Genomic DNA, 19,256 nt, shown 5'->3' with positions numbered 1-19,256 from the left:
GATTAAGAAAGAAAATTATTGTTAACGTCTTGCTTGTTCAGTTTTCAAAGTTCATGTTGTCTGCTCGTTTCAGCGACTTCTCTAATTTAACATTTAAGTTTTTGTTTGTCAACAACTTTTTCGAGAAAAGTTTTTCGTGACTTCCAAAACCTATGTTTGTTTATTTAAAGCGTCACGTCTTAGCGACATTTAATATATTACAATATCATCATTCTAAAAGTCAACACTTTTTATAAAAAAATTCAAGGCATGTTAAACATGCCTCGATTACTATACTATACGCCATATTCATTTTCAACAAATCGTCTATCTACACAATAGTTGCGATGGAAAATCGTTTCGTTTTTCGCGATAACCGGTTCTACTATTATATAGCCTTTATCAATTAAGTACTCTACAAACACCTCGAGATCTGTAGAATAGTAGCTGAGCTCTTCATGATCGTGCAGTTCCTGGATTGTCCAAGATGCCCTTGTCAGCATTACCTCTAAGATGTGCTGTGCACCATCGTGTGTACGTGAATTAATAAGAAACTCACTCGCCAAGAACAAAAGTTCCAGACGTTTCTCTAATGTTTCATTACTCATAACTAGCTCTTCATATAACTTGTAAACTGCCGGTTCAATCTTTTTAACTTGCGACCATACAGTTACTTCAGGATAAAGACCGCTATCAATTACCGAGAGCCTCCCTAAATGATGGAGAGAATCCACTACGTGATTATATGCATCCAAATATTCGCCCCGCTCAAAAAACTCTTTTCCTTCTAAATACCGGCGAATCAGCTTGCTGAATTGGATACCTGTTTTGATTTTCCGACCGTAAAAAGGAAACTCCTGTAGTTCAAAACGCAGCTTATATAGAAACTCATTTCGATCGAAGAGAACTTTTCCATAAAAGATCCAGTCAACCAGCTTACGGTTGGAGCCGATAAACAGCCACTTGCGAAGACGTTTCTCTGTTACTATGTGCATTACCATCTTTGTTTCGCCATATAGATAATGCTTTGTAAAGATTGGTTGCTCGCCTTCTTTTACGATGATAAGCAGTACTGCATCAAATGTATCCGTCATGTTTGTCGCATCGTCCCGCTTATTAATCAATATAACACCTAATGTATCCGGATGGCTGGCGCGTTCCTGATAAATAGGACGTAAAACATGTTCCATAAAAGTACCCCCTATAGTTTACACTACTGCCTAGAAGAATTGTTTCGACATCTGTTTTGCAAATCCTTTTAAAAGATTATAATTCTAAGGTGAACCACCCATACCTATACAAACTTGGAAATATCAACTTCTTAAGAGCAAGACCTGACAGAAGCTTTTGAATAGGCTATCCCGGTGGTTGATAAATATATTATATGGTATAGTAACCATAGAGTAGGAGGCAAATAAAATGAAGAAGTATTCTAACAAGATAAATAAAATCCGCTCATTTGCATTGTCACTAATTTTTATCGGCTTCGCAATTATGTATGGAGCGATTTTCTTCCGTGAACACCAGATTCTCGTCCTTATTTTCATGACCCTCGGACTTTTATGTATCATCGGAAGCACAGCTGTATACGGTTGGATTGGCTTGCTTTCCACTCGTGCAGTGCAGGTTGAATGCCCTAACTGCGGAAAGCACACAAAAATTCTTGGTCGAGTAGATATGTGCATGTACTGCAATGAGCCGCTTACGCTTGATGCGACACTCGAAGGAAAAGAATTTGATGAAAGCTACAATAGTAAAAGAAGCTAAAGCTGGTTGCGCCGGCTTTTTCTTTTTTCCTTGAAAAATAGAGACAGCCGTATAACTCCCCCTTAACTTTACTTACTTCCCTCTCTAACAACCCAGTGGTTTTTAACGCTTCCCGAATAAGAAAAAACCTAGCAGACTATCCTGCTAGGCCGATTACTATAATGCTTTTTTGTTTTCCCCTGCCAAGCATTCGGGGCAAGTTCCGTAAACTTCTAAACGATGTGAGTTTACTTGGAAGCCTGTAACATGTGAAGCAAACTGCTCCACCTCATTCAAACCGGGATAATGGAAGTCAACAATCTTCCCGCAGCATTCACAAATCATATGGTAATGATCATTTGTCACAAAATCAAAACGACTCGCTGCATCACCGTAAGTCAATTCTTTTACTAAGCCAACTTCTCTGAATACACGTAAATTATTATAAACTGTCGCGACACTCATATTTGGAAACTTATCTTCCAGAGCTTTATATATGTCATCAGCTGTAGGATGAATCATTGAGTTAATTAGATATTCCAAAATAGCATGACGCTGTGGAGTAATTCTTACACCAGTAGTCTTTAACGTGTCTAACGCGTCTTTTAAATGCATTTCATCAGACATCGTCATGCACCTCTTTCACTCATATTATTAATTTATAATTGTTACAAATAGTGTATCGAATTTATCCACAGCTTGTCAACAATTCCTTGTTTCCAGTGGCGTGATATTATGAGAAAAATGAGTAATAAATAATTCTATTATCAATTAGATTGACTAATTGATAATACGACCCTCTTCCCTTTTGCAGGGATCAATAGCCTCTTAAAATATTAACTTCATTTTCAAGCTCCCGTTCACCTGCTGCCCACTTTAGAAGATTCGGCTTAAAAATCTCCAAGCTACGCTCCACATAACGTGAAGAATGGCTTGATAAGTGCGGCGAAACTGTTACATTATCCATTTTCCATAAAGGGCTATGCGGAGGAAGCGGCTCTTCCATATATACATCCAGCACCGCATGGGCGATTAACTTTTGAGTAAGCGCCTCTACAAGAATCGTCTCGTCTACTAGATCCCCACGTCCGAAGTTCATGAAAATCGCATTATCTTTCATTGCCGCGAAATGTTCGCGTGTCAGAAGCCCTTTCGTCTTCTCCGTACTTGGCAGCATAGAAATAACAATATCCGCTTTTGGCAGATGCTCCATTAAATCCTGCATGGTAAATGTTTCATTCATATAACTAGCCATTTCCCCCGAGCTATTGATGCCAATCGTATGTACCTCGAAGGCCTGGAGAATCCGTCCTATTTCCTGACCAATTGCCCCTGGTCCCATAATTAAGGCAGTGCTGCCATTTAGTTCAGTCAAACGAATGCGTTTATTCCATTCGCTGCGAGCCTGCTGTTCATAGATGCTTGGAAGTCCGCGCTTTAATGATAAAATATGGGCTAAAACCGACTCGGCCATTGGTTTTTTGTGGATTCCGCGTACGTTCGATACATAAATACCCCGATCGGCAATTGCCTGTGCCGGCATTTTTTCAACTCCTGCTGAGGCAACAAAAATCCATTCCAATTTCTCGGCAACGGCAATCTTCTCTTCATCCAGATCTTCACCGTATGTGACAAGAACTTGTGCATCCCGCAGTACATCCTCTGTAATTCTCTGTTCAAAGATAAATTCCATCTGTGGAAACTCTTCCACTAGAGGTTTGCGCAAGTCTTCTCTTGGCTCAAATGTAAAATAAACTTTCATCCTTACTCCCCCTTTAAATGTGACAGCACTTGCCCAATATGATTCTTTACTTTGACTTTCCGCCACTCTCCTATAATAAGGCCTTCCTCATTGATCAAAAAGGTAGACCGCTCAATCCCCATGTATTCACGGCCATACATTTTCTTTAACACCCATACCCCATACTTCTCGGCCACTTCATGGTCCTCATCGACAAGCAGCGAGAAAGGAAGCCCGTGTTTTTCAATAAACTTAGTATGCTTCTTAGCATCATCCATACTTATCCCAAGGATGACCGCATTTAGGGAGGAAAAGTCTTCATGTGCATCACGGAAATCACATGCTTCTGTGGTACATCCCGGCGTCATATCTTTCGGATAAAAATAAAGAACTACGTTTTTCCCTTTAAAATCAGAGAGGCTCACCTGCTCCCCTTTTTCATTTTCCAATGTGAAAGCTGGTGCCTTTTCATTCAGCAATGTCATAATATCCCCCCATTTTTTCTCTATCGTACCGAATCCTTGCCCTTCTTTCAATTTCTTTGCCGTTCAGGTGGAATTCGGAATACAATAGAGCATACATATAGGATTTGGAGGCAGAAAGATGAATCATACAAAATCAGAACAACTATACAAAGAAGCTTGTGAACATATTGTCGGGGGTGTAAATAGCCCATCCCGCTCCTATAAAGCAGTTGGTGGTGGAGCACCGGTAGTCATGGCCCGGGGAAAGGGAGCATACTTTTGGGATGTTGACGGTAATCGCTATATTGACTATTTGGCAGCATACGGTCCGATTGTGACAGGGCACGGCCACCCGCATATCGCCAAGGCAATCTCTCATGCAGCTGAAACGGGAGTCCTATACGGAACACCGACTGAACATGAGGTAAAATTTGCGAAAATGCTAAAAGACGCAATTCCTACATTAGATAAAGTTCGCTTTAACAACTCAGGTACAGAAGCGGTTATGACAACAGTACGTATCGCCCGGGCTTATACAGGCCGTACTAAAATCATCAAATTCGCTGGATGCTATCACGGCCATTTCGACCAGGTGCTCGTAGCAGCCGGTTCAGGACCAGCGACGCTAGGCTCTCCCGATTCCGCAGGGGTGCCTGAATCAGTAGCAACGGAGGTCATTACCGTTCCTTTTAACAATAAAGAAGAATTTACATTAGCAATGGAACATTGGGGTAATCAAATAGCAGGTATCCTAATTGAACCGATCGTCGGGAATTTTGGTATTGTTGAGCCAAACCCTGGTTTCTTGGAACATGTACATGCTCTTGCTAAAGAGTATGGTGCCCTCACAATCCATGATGAAGTCATTACAGCATTCCGCTTCCATTATGGCGCAGCTCACACGATGCTCGGACTTACACCGGATTTAGTCGCAATGGGGAAAGTAATCGGCGGCGGCCTGCCAATCGGGGCATACGGCGGACGCAAAGAAGTAATGGAAACCGTTGCACCGCTGGGACCTGCTTATCAGGCGGGAACAATGGCAGGTAATCCGGCGTCTATGCTTGCGGGCATTGCTTGCTTGGAAGTACTCGCACAGCCTGGTGTATATGATGAAATGGACCGTTTAGGTGCTATTTTAGAAAAGGGTATTTTAGCAGCAGCCGAGAAGTATAATGTAACCATTACAGTAAACCGCTTAAAAGGTGCATTGACAATTTACTTCACAAATGAGAAAGTAGAGAACTATGAGCAAGCCGAGAACTCGAATGGGGAAATTTTTGGCCGTTTCTTTAAATTGATGCTTTCAAAAGGTGTCAACTTGGCCCCTTCTAAATATGAGGCATGGTTCCTGACAACAGAACATACGGAAGAAGATATTATGGAGACGATCGCTGCGGTTGATTTTGCATTTTCACAGCTGTAGGCTGTTTACCGGCGAAGCGTCTTCCTTGATCATGTATAGAAAGAGAGGGCTTCATTTTTTATGAAGTTAGGTGCCCGTGTTTTAAAAACTGGAGTCGCTATTGTATTCGCATTATTTTTAGCTGACCTACTTAATCTACCTTCGCCGGTATTTGCTGGAATTGCGGCAATTTTCGCCATCCAGCCATCCATCTACCGATCATACTTGACGATATTAGAACAAATTCAGGGGAATTTGATTGGGGCTACGATTGCAGTCCTTTTCGCCCTGATATTCGGCCATCATATTGTAGCGGTAGGAATTGCTGCTATTATTGTGATTGCTTTAATGATTAAATTCAAGCTGGAAAAATCACTTTCGCTGGCTCTTGTAACAGTGGTAGCCATTATGGAAGTCCAAGGCGATGACTTCCTGATGTTTGGACTGATCCGCTTTTCTACCGTCATGGTTGGTGTCTTTGCTGCATTTCTTGTTAACCTTGTTTTTATCCCGCCTCGCTATGAGGTGAAATTATTTACGAATATCAATTCACTGCAGGATGATATTATCCGCTGGACGCGCCTTGCCGTCAGACAGGCCAGCGAACATACATCGACAAAAATGGCACTGAAAAAGCTGAAGAGCCGTATGTATGAAGTGGAAAGCCTATATGGATTTTATGAAGAGGAAAGAAGTTACTTTCGGAACCTCAAATACGTGAAAGCTCGTAAACTCGTCATTTATCGCCAAATGATCATGACATCGAAACGCAGCCTTGAGCTTCTGCAACGCCTTCATCAACATGAAAATGAGCTCTCCAATTTGCCTGAACAGTTCCGCCTGATGATTCAGGAGCGTCTTGATTTTTTGCTGACGTATCATGAGCAACTACTGCTGAAATATACAGGCAAGCTCAAGCCTGAACTTTCCCAGTGGTCACAGCATGAGGAGTACCTACAGCGAAATGAAGTGATGGAAATTTTCATCAAGCAAATTGCGTTAGCCCAGGAACTAGAGGAGGAAGAGACTTTCTCCAGCTATCATTTGCTCTATATTTTATCGCGGATATTAGATTATGAGGAAAACTTGGAGCATCTGGATACGTTGATTGTGTCTTACCGCACTTATCACGGGAAAGAAAAGAATGTAGATTTAGAATCTAAATTTTATTAGAACATTTGGCGGCTTCACAACGCGGCCGCTTGAAAACAACAGAATCGACAGCCAAAAAGAGGGGACTGTCCGATAAGCTAAGCTTATTGGGCAGTCCCCTTTAATCGATTACACATTTATCCCGATGTCTAAAAAGATGGGGTTCTAATTAAAATGGATTTGTATTCAGCATGCTCGCTACTTTAATGTACATACGCTGGTTCAGCTTCAGCTGTGCTACCACATACTCAGCCATATCTTCCGGATGCATGTACTGATCCGCTTTTTCCGGATCAAAGAATGATTTGTCCGCTACTAGATCCGTTGCGACCGTACTTGGCGCAAGAGCTGTAACACGGATATTGTTGCGGCGCACTTCTTGAGCTAGAGATTCTGTCAAACCGATCACGCCAAACTTGGAAGCGCTGTATGCACTGGATGTTGCTGATCCGCTTAAGCCATTTGTGGAAGAAATATTAATAATATCCCCCGCATTCTTCTCGATCAATTGAGGAAGGACAGCACGTGTCACATAATAAGTACCCATAAGGTTTATATCAATCATTTGCTTCCATTCAGCCGGATCCATATCGATCAGTTTACCGAATGTGCCGATACCAGCGTTATTAATTAAAATATCCGCCTGGCCGACCTGCTCTGTAATACGAGTAACGGCTTGCTCCACCTGTTCCATAGAAGAAACGTCCGCTGCTGCATATCCGACTTTTACACCGTAACTTTCGATTTCTTTCGCTGTTTCCTGAAGCGCCTCTTCTGTACGGGCGATTAATCCAATATGTACGCCCTCTTTTGCTAATTGTAATGCGATGGCCTTGCCGATTCCGCGTCCTGCACCTGTTACGAATGCTACCTTACCTGTTAGTGATTGTGCCATGTGCCACACTCCTTTACTAAAATTAAAATTCCATCGTCACTATATCATAGCGCACGGCTTTTTTTAAGCGATTCGCTCTCCTTCTCTATCAGCTATACACAGCTTCTTTCCATTTTCACAGCTATGAAAAAGGAGCTATCTATAAAAGCATAGCTCCCCCTTTCTTAATTTTTCATTTTTGGATCGAGGGCATCACGCAATCCATCCCCCATTAAATTAAACCCGATTACCGTAAGCATGATCGCAACACCCGGGAATATCATAGCCCACGGTGCATTCAGCAAAAACATACGGGCATCTGCGAGCATTTTCCCCCACTCCGGCTGCGGTGCCTCTGCCCCGAGTCCAAGGAATCCGAGTGCAGCCGCCTCGATAATAGCCGTAGCTATGGCCAGTGTTCCCTGTACAATAATCGGCGTCATAGAATTCGGCAGAATATGGCGCCATAAAATACGGGAATTTTTCATTCCGATTGCCTTCGCTGCATGAATATACTCCTCTTCTTTAATCGCCAAAACACGGGAACGAATTAAACGTCCAAAATTTGGAATATTGATAATCGCAATGGCAATGAGTGCATTACGAAGCGATGGCCCTAAAATAGAAACAACGGCGATGGCTAGTAAAATACTTGGAAACGCCAGCATAATATCAAACACACGGGAAATGATCGTATCAATCCAACGGCCGTAATAGCCTGCAATAATGCCTAATAAGCTGCCAAAAAAGGCAGAAAGAATAACGGCGGAAATACCAACTGTTAAAGAAAGCCTCGCCCCATGTAAAATGCGGGAAAGAACATCCCTTCCTAAATCATCTGTTCCAAACCAGTATTCACTGGAGGGGGGCAGAAGACGGATGGCTAAGTTTTGTTCATTAATGCCCTGAGGTGCCAGCATAGGGCCAATAATGGCAACAAGGATAAAAAAGATGACAATGCCTGCCCCTGCGACCGCAGATTTGCTTTTTCTAAAGCTCCTCCACGCTTCTTTCCAAGGCCCGGCCACTTTTTCCTGTTCTGCGGTTTGCGGCAAATTACGTATAAGTTCAGCCATTTTTATCCCCCCCTAATTATATTTAATCCGCGAATCGATGGCTGTATAAAGGACATCTACAAGAAGATTGATCATGACAAATAGGAAGGCGATAATTAAAATGCCGGATTGAATAACAGGATAGTCCCGATAGCCGATTGCTTCATATAGATAACGTCCAACGCCTGGCCAGCTGAAAATCGTTTCTGTCAAAATCGCCCCTCCTAAGAGTAGTCCTGTTTGGAGGCCAATAACCGTCAGAACCGGAATCAGGGCATTTTTCAAAGCATGTTTATAAATGACGACAAACATCCGCTGTCCTTTTGCCCTTGCAGTACGAATATAATCCGAACGGATCACCTCTAGCATGGAAGCTCTTGTCATCCGGGCAATAATAGCGGTCGGAATGGTAGCAAGAGCCACTCCCGGTAAGATTAAGTGCTTTACAACAACGATAAATTGATCAAAGCGTCCCTGGATGAGGGTATCGATTAAATAAAAATGAGTTACTGCTGTTACAGGATCACGCACCTCTTGGCGGCCTGATGTCGGGAGCCAATCCAGGCTAATACTGAAAATCCATTGTTCCATTAATCCAAGCCAAAAGATCGGCATGGAAACCCCAACGAGTGCTATTATCATCGCAGTATAATCGAACCATGAATTTTGAAACCATGCCGAAATAATACCAGCGTTCATTCCAACGATCACTGCAATCAGCATCGCAAAAAAGGCAAGCTCGAATGTTGCGGCAAGATACGGCCAGACTTCCGAAGAAATGGGTCTGCTTGTCCGCAGAGAATCTCCCAGATCCCCTGTAAATATATTTTTTAGATAGTCAAAATATTGGACATACCACGGGTTGTTCAATCCAAGGGCATCACGCAGGGCCGCAATGGACTCCGCTGTTGCCTGCTGTCCTAATATTACTTGCGCTGGATCTCCCGGGATAGCACGGATAATCAAAAATACAATAATCGTCATGCCGAATAGTACAGGGATTAAATGAAGCAGCCTTTTCCCTATGTAGTGAAGCATCATCTCCACTCCTCTCTAGAACTGTTTAAAAGTATCTTCACATCGGATTTGTTACTGGGAAAACCTGATGATGAATAAAATATCAAAGTGAAGACAAAGTCATTTTTTGACTTTGCTTTCACTTTTTTAGATTTTGTTGCAAAAAGAAGATTTTACCCAGCCTGTCTTGAAAACATTTGTCAACAGGCTGAATGTGTTTTCTTCTTTAGAAAAAAAGGGAGGCGTCCCTCCCTTTTTCGCCTTATTATTCAATTGATACATTTGATAAAAGATCAGAGCCTGTTGGATGTGCAAGGAACCCTTTCACTTCCGCTTTAGCAGCAAGTAATGGTGTTGAGTGAGCCAATGGAACCCACGGCGCATCTTCAAAAATGATTTGCTGCGCCTGCTTATAAAGGTCAATACGCACCTCTTCATTCGTTTCTGACTGCGCTGCTACTAACAGCTCGTGAACTTTGTCATTTGAGTAGTACGTATAGTTATTGCTGCCGATTGTATCCTTATCCAACAGCGTATACAGGAAGTTATCTGCATCGCCGTTATCACCTGTCCAGCCTAGCATGAAGGCATCCGCTTCTCCATCTTTCGCTTTATCCAGGTAAGTTGCCCACTCGAAGGATACAATTTTCGCAGGCATCCCTATATCCGCGAGATTTTTTTGAATAACTTCTGCAACCTTTTTACCATCCGGCATATACGGACGTGCTACCGGCATTGCCCATAGCTCAATTTCCGCACCATCGTAGCCTGCTTCGGCTAGCAGCTCTTTCGCTTTTTCCGGGTTATAATCATATCCTTTAATTTCATCGTTATAACCAGTGATAGAGGAAGGCATCGGGTTAACAGCAACTTCCGCACCACCTTCAAAGAAAGCATCGATAATCGCTTGCTTATCTATCGCATGGTTCACTGCCTGACGTACTAGTTTATTATCAAATGGCGGGCGTGTATTTGTCAGCCCCAGATAACCAACGTTCATTGATGGTCGCTTGATTAGCTGTAATGCTGAGTTACCCTCAATACTAGTCTTGTCGGATGGGTTGATACCATCTGCTAAATCAATGTCCCCTTTAACCAATTCATTAAACCGTGCTGTATTATCAGGAATGACCTTAAAAATGACACGATCAAGCTTTGGCAGACCGTCTTGCCAATAATCTTCAAACTTTTCGATCGTAATAGCAGTATTAGGCTCCCATGATACAAACTTAAACGGTCCAGTACCGACCGGATTACTCTCAAACTGGTCTCCATGCTTTTCAAAGGCAGTCGGTGATGCAATGCCAAATGGACTCATAGCCAAATTTTTCAGGAATGGTGCTTGAGGACGCGATAGCTTGAATACAACTGTATAGTCGTCTTCAGCGATCACTTCTTTGATAATATCCTCACCCTCTGACTTAAACATCGAATTGAAATAGTAAAACTTTTCTACTGCTCCGGCTTTCCAGCGGTCAATATTTTTAATGACAGCATCTGCATTAAAGTCTGTTCCATCATGGAATTTTACTCCTTGGCGCAGTTTGAATTTGTATTCAAGGCCGTCTTCGCTAACTTCCCATTCCTCTGCTAACCCTGGCTGGATAGTTGTATCCTGTTCACCAAAATTCAGCAGCGTTTCATAAAGGTTTACCGTTACTTTAAATGATTCGCCTTCTGTTGTGATAGCCGGGTCCAGCGAAGTGGAATCCCCACCGCGTCCAAATACGAGTATTTGCGGTGATGCAGAAGTTTCCGTTGTTTCTCCTTCCGTTTCCGTATCGGTCGATGTATCACTCTCCCCATCCTCACTACAGGCGACAAGGATTAATGCAAACAGCAATAATAATCCCAGCGACCAAAGTTTTTTGCTCATATGAACTCCCCCTATGTGTGTAGCTTTCTATCATCATTGCTGCACCTCATTGTGTAAATGACATGCAACAGAATGACCATTCTTCACTTCCTTGAATGATGGTGTAACTACTTTACAAACATCCATCGCAAAAGGGCACCGAGTATGGAATGTGCATCCCTGCGGCGGGTTTCTCGGACTTGGGATATCTCCCGCCAGCAGGATTTGCTCCCTTTGGTACGTAGGATCCGGAATCGGAACGGCTGACAGGAGCGCTTGCGTATAAGGATGCAGGGGTGTTTCATACAATGACTCGCTATCTGCCAGCTCCACCATGCGACCTAGATACATTACGCCTACCCGGTCGCTGATATGTCTTACTACTCCTAGATCGTGAGCGATAAATATATAGGTAAGGTTTAAATCGTTTTGCAGCTTCTGCATCAGATTTAACACCTGGGCCTGAATGGAAACATCAAGTGCTGAGACCGGTTCATCAGCGATAATAAGCTTTGGGTTTGTCATTAATGCACGGGCAATACCGATGCGCTGCCGCTGCCCACCGCTGAATTGATGGGGGTATCGTTTGGCATGATAGGGGCTCAACCCGACAATTTCCAAATAGTCATATACAAGTTGTTTACGCTCCTTCGCCTTGCCGATGCCATGGACAATAAGTGGTTCCTCTAAAATTTTCTCAATTGTATGCCGCGGATTCAGCGAAGCATACGGATCCTGGAAAACCATCTGAATATTCCTTCTTGCCTTTCGCATCTGCCCTTTTGATAAAGAGGTCAGTTCCATGCCGTCAAAGGTTACCTTGCCGTCTGTTGGTTCATGAAGCCTGAGAATGGCACGGCCTGTTGTCGATTTCCCACAGCCCGATTCACCTACTATGCCTAGTGTCTCCCCCTCATACACATCAAATGAGACATCATCCACCGCTTTTACATCACCTGATTTCGTACCGAATGTTCCTTTATGAATAGGGAAATATTTCTTCAAATTTTCAACCTTCAGCAACAGATTCGACATGTACTTCACCTCCGCTCTTTTCTAACAAAAAGCATCTCGCTTCATGTTGCTCATTCGCTTCATAAAGAGGCGGGTTTTTCATTGTACAGCGTTCGTGTACATACCCACAGCGCGGCGCAAACCGGCAGCCCGCCTTGATTGAACCAGGTTTCGGTACATTGCCTGGAATGGAGTGAAGTGTCTCTTTTTTGAAACGCATATCGGGAATTGACTGGATCAGCCCTTTCGTATAGGGATGCTGCGGGTTTTTAAAAATTTCTTCCACAGGGGCCTCCTCAACAATTTGTCCCGCATACATAACGATGACACGTTCGCATGTCTCTGCAACGATTCCTAAATCATGAGTAATCAATAAAACCGCTGTATTTAGCCTGGCGTTCAAATCTTTCATCAGTCTGAGAATCTGTGCCTGAATCGTCACATCGAGCGCAGTCGTCGGCTCATCGGCGATTAATACTTTCGGATTGCAGGCAATAGCCATTGCGATCATCACTCGTTGGCGCATCCCTCCCGATAATTGGTGGGGATATTCTTTCATCAATTCTTCCGGACGGGGCAAGCCAACCAGCCGCAACATTTCGACTGCTTTTTTTCGGGCATTTTTCTTGAACCACTTTTTTTCGTGCAGCTGTATCGTTTCGACCAATTGACTGCCGATTGTAAAAAGAGGATTGAGGGAGGTCATAGGTTCCTGAAAAATCATCGCTACATCCTTCCCTCGAACTTTCCGCATTTCTCTTTCAGACAGCCCCCTAAGGTCTCTTCCATCCAAAAGAATTTCCCCTGAAGTGATTTTTCCGGGGGGATTGGGGATCAAGCCCATGATCGAAAGGGATGTTACGCTTTTACCACATCCCGACTCACCTACAATAGCGACGATTTCACCTTCCCGTACTGAAAAACTTATATGCTCTACGGCCTTGACTTTGCCTTCATCGGTAAAGAATGTTGTCTCTAAATCCCTTACTTCAAGCACACTTTTCCGGCTCATCTTCCTTCCCCCTTTTTGAAAACTAGCAGCATCTAGTTTCTCCTTGCCGCAAAACTATCATTTGCTCTTTTAAGCATAAAACCAGCACTATATAGTTATGATATTCTCGAAGGGTCTCAGATATTATTATTCTTTCTATTAAATTTTTTTAAGAAAAAAGGAATGAGACACTCGGTCTCATTCCTAATCTAATTTTTGTATTTGGAAAAGCTGATAATAGGCACCTTGCTTCTGCATTAGCTCTGCATGCGTTCCTTCTTCTACTACCCGGCCATGCTCAATTACAAAAATCTTATCAGCATGTGTAATAGTAGATAGACGATGGGCAATGATAATTGTCGTTCGGTCATGTGCCAAGCGGTCCAGTGATTCCTGGATTAATGCTTCACTTTCTAGATCAAGTGCAGAGGTCGCCTCATCCAAGACGAGGATTGGCGGATTTTTTAAAAATACACGCGCAATGGCCACCCGCTGCTTCTGCCCGCCAGACAGCTTCACGCCGCGTTCCCCTACCTTTGTATCATATCCTTCCGGCAAGCTCATGATGAAGTCATGCGCATTGGCCGCCTTAGCTGCCGCAATCATTTCTTCCTCTGTAGCATCCGGTTTTCCCATTAAAATGTTTTGCTTTACCGAATCACTAAATAGAATATTATCCTGCAGCACAATTCCAATTTGTGAGCGAAGTGACCTTAATGTCACATCTTTCACATTCTTATCATCAATCTTCACAGCTCCTTCACCGGCATCATAGAAGCGGGGGATCAGACTGACGATGGTCGACTTTCCTCCTCCACTCATACCGACAAAAGCTGCAGTTTGTCCGGGTTCTATAGTAAAGTCCACATTATCTAATACTGTTTTACCGTCTTTTTCATATTGAAATGCTACATTTTGAAATGCCAGCTTTCCTTTGGCATCTGTCAGTTCCAATGCACCCGGCTTGTCTTCCACATCATATTGTTCATCCATCAGCTCAAACATCCGGTCCATGGAAGCGATCGATTGTGTCAAGGTAGTTGACGAGCTAACTAACCGGCGCAATGGACCATACAATCTTTCAATGTAAGCATAAAAAGCAACCATGACCCCGATTGTCAGCTCTCCATGGATGACTTGGTAACCTGCATAGGCAATCACAAGAAGCGGTGCAATGTCGGTAATGGTATTAACGACAGCAAACGATTTGGCATTCCAGCGGGAATGATCGAGTGCTTTATTTAAAAACTCTCCATTTGTTTCATCAAATATAGCCTGCTCATGCCGTTCGAGGGTAAAGCTTTTAATAATGCTCATCCCTGTCACACGCTCATGCAAATAGCTTTGGACACCAGCCAGCGCCTGTGAGCGAGCACGCGTTAAGCTACGCAGACGCCCGAAGAAATATTTCACGCTAAACGCATAAAAAGGCAGTGCTATCAGCGAAACAATTGTCAGCTTTACATCCATTGAAAACATAATAGCGATTACAATGACAATGGTTGCCAGATCCAGCCATAAATTCATTAAGCCTGTCATTACAAAGCTTTTTGTCTGCTCAACATCATTAATAACCCGTGAAATCACTTCACCTGCCCGAGTATTTGCATAATATTTCAGGCTTAGTTTCTGCAAATGTCCATATAGCCCTTTCCGAATATCAAAGAGAATATTATTACTTAAATTTTGCGCAAAATATTGGCGGTAATATTCAATAGGCGGACGGACGACAAAGAATAAAACAAGCGAAATGCCTATCCACATAAACAGCTGTCTTGTTTTTTCTTCCACAGACAGCCCTTTTCCTAATAAAATGTCATCTAATATAACCTGCACAAGCCACGGTAAAAATAAGGGAATGGCAAACTTTACAATACCGATAAAGAGTGTCATTATGAGCAGCCAGCGATAAGGCTTTACAAAACGCATATATCTTTTAATACTATCCAATGACTTTTCCACTTCCTCCTATCTCTTATTTACAACGTTACATACTATACCACAATTCACCTGGACTAATGCCTGGCGGTGTTTCAAAACAGCTCTTTTTCTCTCTTCCTTCTAAATGTCCCGCCAATAAAATATCCTGCTGCCTGGCTTGAGGAAATACATTGTAATCTTTACTACCCGTTAAAAATAAAAAACACAGGCAATTACGCCTGTGCCTTATTACAAATAGTTATTATTCCTGCTCTGCTTGGATATCGCGATACAATTCATAGCGATTTGTCCAGACTTCAATGAAGTCCTGTGCAAACGGTCCTCGCCGTTGTTGAATCCAGCTGATTAATTTTGCCAAGTTGCGCTTCAAAATTTTATCGATTACTTCCGGATATGCCATTTCTTTTCGATGCTGCTCATACTCATCTTCATCCAGCAGCGTATAGGACATGTCCGGGAAAACCTTTACGTCCAAGTCATAATCGATGTATTTCAGGGCGTGGTTATCGTATACAAACGGTGAACTCATGTTGCAGTAATAATACACACCATCTTCGCGCAGCATACAAATAATATTGAACCAGTGTTCAGCATGAAAATAGCAGATGGAAGGCTCTCTCGTAAGCCATGTACGGCCATCCGACTCCGTGACGAGCGTTTTTTCATTTGCGCCGATGACAATATTTTTTGTCCCTTTCAAAATCATGGTTTCTTGCCAGACTCGGTGGATACGACCATTATGCTTATAGCTATGTATTTGTATCGTTTCGCCTTCTACTGGTAATCCCATTTTGAAGCCCACCTTTTCGTCTACGCTATCTATAATCTAGCAGTCTCCTACCTATTATAGCAATGGATGGATGAAAGGTGTAGTTAGAAAAACATAAATTTCGTAATACGAGGTAAAAGTAAGTCGTTTTACGTTGCAATTTACAAAATATTGTTAATCTTTCAAGAGGGATGTCAATATCTCGATACAATCAAAATCCATACTTCCATCACTTAGTAAGAAAGCCGGCATACCTTAAAAAAGGCACACCGACTTGTGCAGGGAATTCATACTGTTAACAATAATTCAACTTAGAAATTGTTGTTTTCGTTGTTGTTATTATTGTTTTTGTTGTTGCGGCGGTTTTGATCTTGTTGATTGTTTTGACGATCAACACGATTATTTTCGCGTTGCAACTGGTTGAAATCTTGCTCGTTACCGAACTCTTCACGGTTGCGTTCGTTATTTTCGTTGTTACGATTATTACGACGCTCGTTGTTGTTGCGGAACTCGTTGTTGTTGTTGTTTTGATTTCGACTCATTATGAATTCACCTCCGTGCTATCTATTGTGTACAGAGGTGTTCTTTTTATTCATTTAATTTCACGCCAAATTTTCAACATCGGCACGGGCATAGGTAATTCCTCAATTTGCGCGGGTAAAAAAAACTTTTTTGCACTTTTTGCATCCACTTCTACTACCTCTGCTTCAATGTGCCATGTTAAATGAGAAAAGATATGTTTAAAAGAAATGACAGCGTTTGAGCTAGATGCTACTTCCAATTCGTATCGTGTAGACAATTTCTCTAGAGGACTCTCTCCCTCTTTCATCTCAACCATCGGGAATTGCCACATATTTGCCAACAGGCCGCTGTCCCCCCGCTTCTCCATTAAGTAGCGGCCTTCTTTGTCGCGGGCTAAATAAACTTTATAAAAAAGATTTTTCATCTTTATCTTTTTTGTTTTAACCGGCAGCTGTGCTGCATCGCCCGCTTCAAAAGCCCGGCAGTATTCTCTGACAGGGCATAATAAGCATTTAGGGGATGTTGGTGTGCAAATAAGCGCCCCCAGCTCCATCAAGCCTTGATTAAAGGAGGAAGCATGATGCGGATCGATCAGTTCCATCACAGCTTCTTCAAATATTTTTTTTGTTTTTGGCAAAGCAATATCATCATAAATATGAAGTACGCGGCTTAACACTCGCATGACATTTCCATCCACTGCATGTTCTGGCTTGCCATATGCAATACTAAGAACAGCTCCTGCTGTGTAAGGCCCTACACCTTTTAACTTTGAAATATCAACACGATTATCCGGAACGATCCCGCCGTAGGTTTCCACTACTTCTTTTACACCAGCCTGCAGATTTCTTACACGTGAATAGTAGCCCAGCCCTTCCCACGTTTTTAAGATATCCTCCTGCGGGGCATAGGCGAATATTTCAGGTGTTGGAAACTTTTCCAAAAAGCGCTTGTAATATGGGATGACCGTTTCTACACGCGTCTGCTGAAGCATGACTTCAGAAACCCAAATCTTATAAGGATCTGTCGTTTGCCTCCATGGAAGATCTCGTTTTTCTCTATCAAACCAATCGACTAATTCTTTGCGAAATTCTTCTTTATATTCGTAGTTCACATTATTCTCCTATTATTTCGATTTTATTTTCATTAGAAAGGGTATATTATTAAATACAAAGGGAAATGTTAAATTTTTCCCACATATGTTCGTGTGTTGGTTGCAATATACAAGGAGTTGATTGTTTTGGATACAGGTACACACTTAGTCATGGGTATTGCAATCGGAGGAATAGCACTTGTCGATCCTGTCGTCTCGGAAAGTACAGCAATGTTCGGGGCTGTCATGGCAGGTACCATTTTGGGACAGCAGGCACCTGATGTCGATACAGTTTTAAAACTCCGCAATAATGCAATTTATATACGGCATCATCGAGGCATTACACACTCGATCCCAGCTGTGTTACTATGGCCAATTGCAATTACGGCTATTTTATCGCTAATCGTGCCCGGCGCCAACATATTTCACTTATGGATGTGGACCCAATTGGCGGTGTTTCTACATGTGTTTGTTGATATATTTAATGCATACGGTACACAGGCATTTCGTCCATTATCGAAAAAGTGGGTTGCCCTTGGCGTTATTAATACCTTCGACCCGTATATTTTTGGATTCCACTGTGTCGCCATCCTACTTTGGCTGTTAGGCAGCGACCCTGTTTGGACATTCGGTATCATGTATGCTGTCATTGTATGCTACTATCTATTACGTTTCCTAGTCCAGCGTGCAGTAAAGAAGGCCGTTCATCATACGATTCAGGACGAGGAATTCGTTATTGTAGCCCCTACTATGCGGTTTTTCTATTGGCGGGTGGCAGCAGCCTCCAAAACGCATTACTACGTCGGGCGTGCCTACCGTCGTTCTGTTAATATTTATGATAAGTTTGAGATCGTGCCATTGCCTCGTACCCCTTATGTTCAGGCTGCTATGCAGGATGCAAACCTGCGATCGTTTGTTTCCTTTTCACCTTTATACCGATGGGAGATCTCTGAGCTGCCGAGCGGATTAATGGAGGTACGTCTCATCGATTTGCGCTACCGCAGTAATAACCGCTATCCCTTCGTTGCTGTAGCCCATGTTAATGAAGATCTGGAAGTGGTGAATTCTTATACAGGCTGGATCTTCAGCGAAGATAAACTGCAGCGTAAATTGCAAATTGGAACGAGTGATTAAGCTAATTCATAGTAAAGCTTTTTTGTGGAATATTACCTAAAAACATATGAAGAGGCTGTGTTAAAAGTCAAAACGACTCTTAACCCAGCCTTTTTTCATAATAAATACCCACTATAAAATATTGCCCCTATATTGGGAACATTAGCGTGTCACCAGCCTTGTCACAAAGGGGTGTCTCGGAAAGCATTCTCGGACACCTCTTTCACTTTAAAGCTTATGCGGCTGTGTTGGCCTCTTTACTGGAATGTATCATCTGATGTATTGAGCAGATGTGCATATTTTGGATTTTTCGCTGCAAAAAGATGCAATTTATCGCCATAGCTATTAATGAGCTGGCGTACAAGATTTGCTGTATAGTCCGCTCCCCGGAAATCATATCCGGCCTTCGCTGATGTTGCCTCATAATCGCTCCATAAAAGTTCAACCCATACGCGTGCTCGTCCTGCCGGCATATTCTCATTTTTTGCTAACAGTTCTTTTGTCAGTTCCTCAATGTGCTGCTCCATA

Annotated in this window: 19 protein-coding genes; 4 read left to right on the top strand and 15 right to left on the bottom strand. The window is 42.7% G+C overall.

Annotated elements, in window-relative coordinates; all coding sequences use genetic code 11:
• Positions 1-275 precede the first annotated feature (275 nt).
• Entirely contained in the window at positions 276-1,169 is an 894-nt protein-coding gene (locus BOD01S_RS17670; RefSeq protein ID WP_036150555.1) for a nucleotidyltransferase-like protein, read from the bottom strand.
• A 229-nt stretch (positions 1,170-1,398) separates the two neighbouring features.
• Here BOD01S_RS17670 and BOD01S_RS17665 point away from each other — a divergent pair, with 229 nt between their 5' ends.
• Complete coding sequence (locus BOD01S_RS17665; protein WP_036150558.1) at positions 1,399-1,746, top strand: YgzB family protein; 348 nt, start codon at positions 1,399-1,401, stop codon at positions 1,744-1,746.
• A 156-nt stretch (positions 1,747-1,902) separates the two neighbouring features.
• Here the strand turns inward: BOD01S_RS17665 and perR are convergent, their stop codons facing one another.
• The 3 genes from perR to bcp form a co-directional block, all read right to left on the bottom strand.
• Complete coding sequence (gene perR, locus BOD01S_RS17660; protein ID WP_036150559.1) at positions 1,903-2,358, bottom strand: peroxide-responsive transcriptional repressor PerR; 456 nt, start codon at positions 2,356-2,358, stop codon at positions 1,903-1,905.
• A gap of 184 nt (positions 2,359-2,542) precedes the next feature.
• Positions 2,543-3,487, bottom strand: a complete 945-nt coding sequence (locus BOD01S_RS17655; protein ID WP_036150561.1) for a D-2-hydroxyacid dehydrogenase — start codon at positions 3,485-3,487, stop codon at positions 2,543-2,545.
• A 2-nt stretch (positions 3,488-3,489) separates the two neighbouring features.
• Positions 3,490-3,951: a thioredoxin-dependent thiol peroxidase gene (gene bcp / locus BOD01S_RS17650; protein WP_036150566.1), complete on the bottom strand. Its 462-nt coding sequence runs from the start codon at positions 3,949-3,951 to the stop codon at positions 3,490-3,492.
• 118 nt (positions 3,952-4,069) lie between these two features.
• Between bcp and BOD01S_RS17645 the strand changes: the two genes are divergently transcribed.
• Positions 4,070-5,356, top strand: a complete 1,287-nt coding sequence (locus tag BOD01S_RS17645) for a glutamate-1-semialdehyde 2,1-aminomutase (RefSeq protein ID WP_036150571.1) — start codon at positions 4,070-4,072, stop codon at positions 5,354-5,356.
• Positions 5,357-5,416: 60 nt separating this feature from the next.
• On the top strand, positions 5,417-6,508 hold the full coding sequence (locus BOD01S_RS17640; RefSeq protein WP_036150574.1) for an FUSC family protein: 1,092 nt from the start codon (positions 5,417-5,419) through the stop codon (positions 6,506-6,508).
• Positions 6,509-6,656: 148 nt separating this feature from the next.
• On the opposite strand, the gene BOD01S_RS17635 is transcribed toward BOD01S_RS17640, so the two are convergent.
• From BOD01S_RS17635 to mutY, 10 genes are all read right to left on the bottom strand, one after another.
• Positions 6,657-7,382, bottom strand: a complete 726-nt coding sequence (locus tag BOD01S_RS17635) for a 3-ketoacyl-ACP reductase (protein ID WP_036150577.1) — start codon at positions 7,380-7,382, stop codon at positions 6,657-6,659.
• A 164-nt stretch (positions 7,383-7,546) separates the two neighbouring features.
• The gene (locus BOD01S_RS17630; RefSeq protein WP_036150579.1) at positions 7,547-8,437 is read right to left on the bottom strand and encodes an ABC transporter permease; all 891 of its coding nucleotides are present in this window, start codon (positions 8,435-8,437) and stop codon (positions 7,547-7,549) included.
• 12 nt (positions 8,438-8,449) lie between these two features.
• On the bottom strand, positions 8,450-9,454 hold the full coding sequence (locus BOD01S_RS17625; RefSeq protein ID WP_036150582.1) for an ABC transporter permease: 1,005 nt from the start codon (positions 9,452-9,454) through the stop codon (positions 8,450-8,452).
• 244 nt (positions 9,455-9,698) lie between these two features.
• Positions 9,699-11,309: an ABC transporter substrate-binding protein gene (locus BOD01S_RS17620; protein ID WP_036150585.1), complete on the bottom strand. Its 1,611-nt coding sequence runs from the start codon at positions 11,307-11,309 to the stop codon at positions 9,699-9,701.
• 33 nt (positions 11,310-11,342) lie between these two features.
• A complete protein-coding gene (locus BOD01S_RS17615) occupies positions 11,343-12,323 on the bottom strand; it encodes an ABC transporter ATP-binding protein (protein WP_036150588.1) in 981 nt (326 codons plus the stop codon).
• A complete protein-coding gene (locus BOD01S_RS17610) occupies positions 12,298-13,314 on the bottom strand; it encodes an ABC transporter ATP-binding protein (protein WP_036150590.1) in 1,017 nt (338 codons plus the stop codon). Before BOD01S_RS17610 ends, BOD01S_RS17615 begins: the two co-directional genes overlap by 26 nt.
• Positions 13,315-13,497: 183 nt before the next feature.
• Positions 13,498-15,222: an ABC transporter ATP-binding protein gene (locus tag BOD01S_RS17605; RefSeq protein ID WP_174523100.1), complete on the bottom strand. Its 1,725-nt coding sequence runs from the start codon at positions 15,220-15,222 to the stop codon at positions 13,498-13,500.
• A gap of 253 nt (positions 15,223-15,475) precedes the next feature.
• A complete protein-coding gene (gene ntdP, locus BOD01S_RS17600; protein ID WP_036150596.1) occupies positions 15,476-16,024 on the bottom strand; it encodes a nucleoside tri-diphosphate phosphatase in 549 nt (182 codons plus the stop codon).
• Positions 16,025-16,314: 290 nt separating this feature from the next.
• Positions 16,315-16,545, bottom strand: a complete 231-nt coding sequence (locus BOD01S_RS17595) for a hypothetical protein (RefSeq protein WP_036150598.1) — start codon at positions 16,543-16,545, stop codon at positions 16,315-16,317.
• A 50-nt stretch (positions 16,546-16,595) separates the two neighbouring features.
• Positions 16,596-17,636 (bottom strand): A/G-specific adenine glycosylase, encoded by a 1,041-nt coding sequence (gene mutY / locus BOD01S_RS17590; RefSeq protein ID WP_036150601.1) that lies wholly within the window; start codon positions 17,634-17,636, stop codon positions 16,596-16,598.
• Between the two features lie 126 nt (positions 17,637-17,762).
• Here mutY and BOD01S_RS17585 point away from each other — a divergent pair, with 126 nt between their 5' ends.
• Positions 17,763-18,749 carry a metal-dependent hydrolase gene (locus BOD01S_RS17585; RefSeq protein WP_036150604.1) on the top strand — a complete coding sequence of 329 codons (987 nt, stop codon included), beginning with the start codon at positions 17,763-17,765 and terminating at the stop codon, positions 18,747-18,749.
• Between the two features lie 236 nt (positions 18,750-18,985).
• Here BOD01S_RS17585 and BOD01S_RS17580 read toward each other — a convergent pair whose 3' ends face one another.
• A complete protein-coding gene (locus BOD01S_RS17580) occupies positions 18,986-19,255 on the bottom strand; it encodes a YfhJ family protein (protein ID WP_036150606.1) in 270 nt (89 codons plus the stop codon).
• Position 19,256 lies beyond the last annotated feature (1 nt).

The sequence above is a fragment of the Lysinibacillus odysseyi 34hs-1 = NBRC 100172 genome (genome assembly GCF_001591965.1).
Taxonomy (GTDB): domain Bacteria; phylum Bacillota; class Bacilli; order Bacillales_A; family Planococcaceae; genus Lysinibacillus_B; species Lysinibacillus_B odysseyi.
This window is presented reverse-complemented; position numbering and strand designations above follow the sequence as displayed.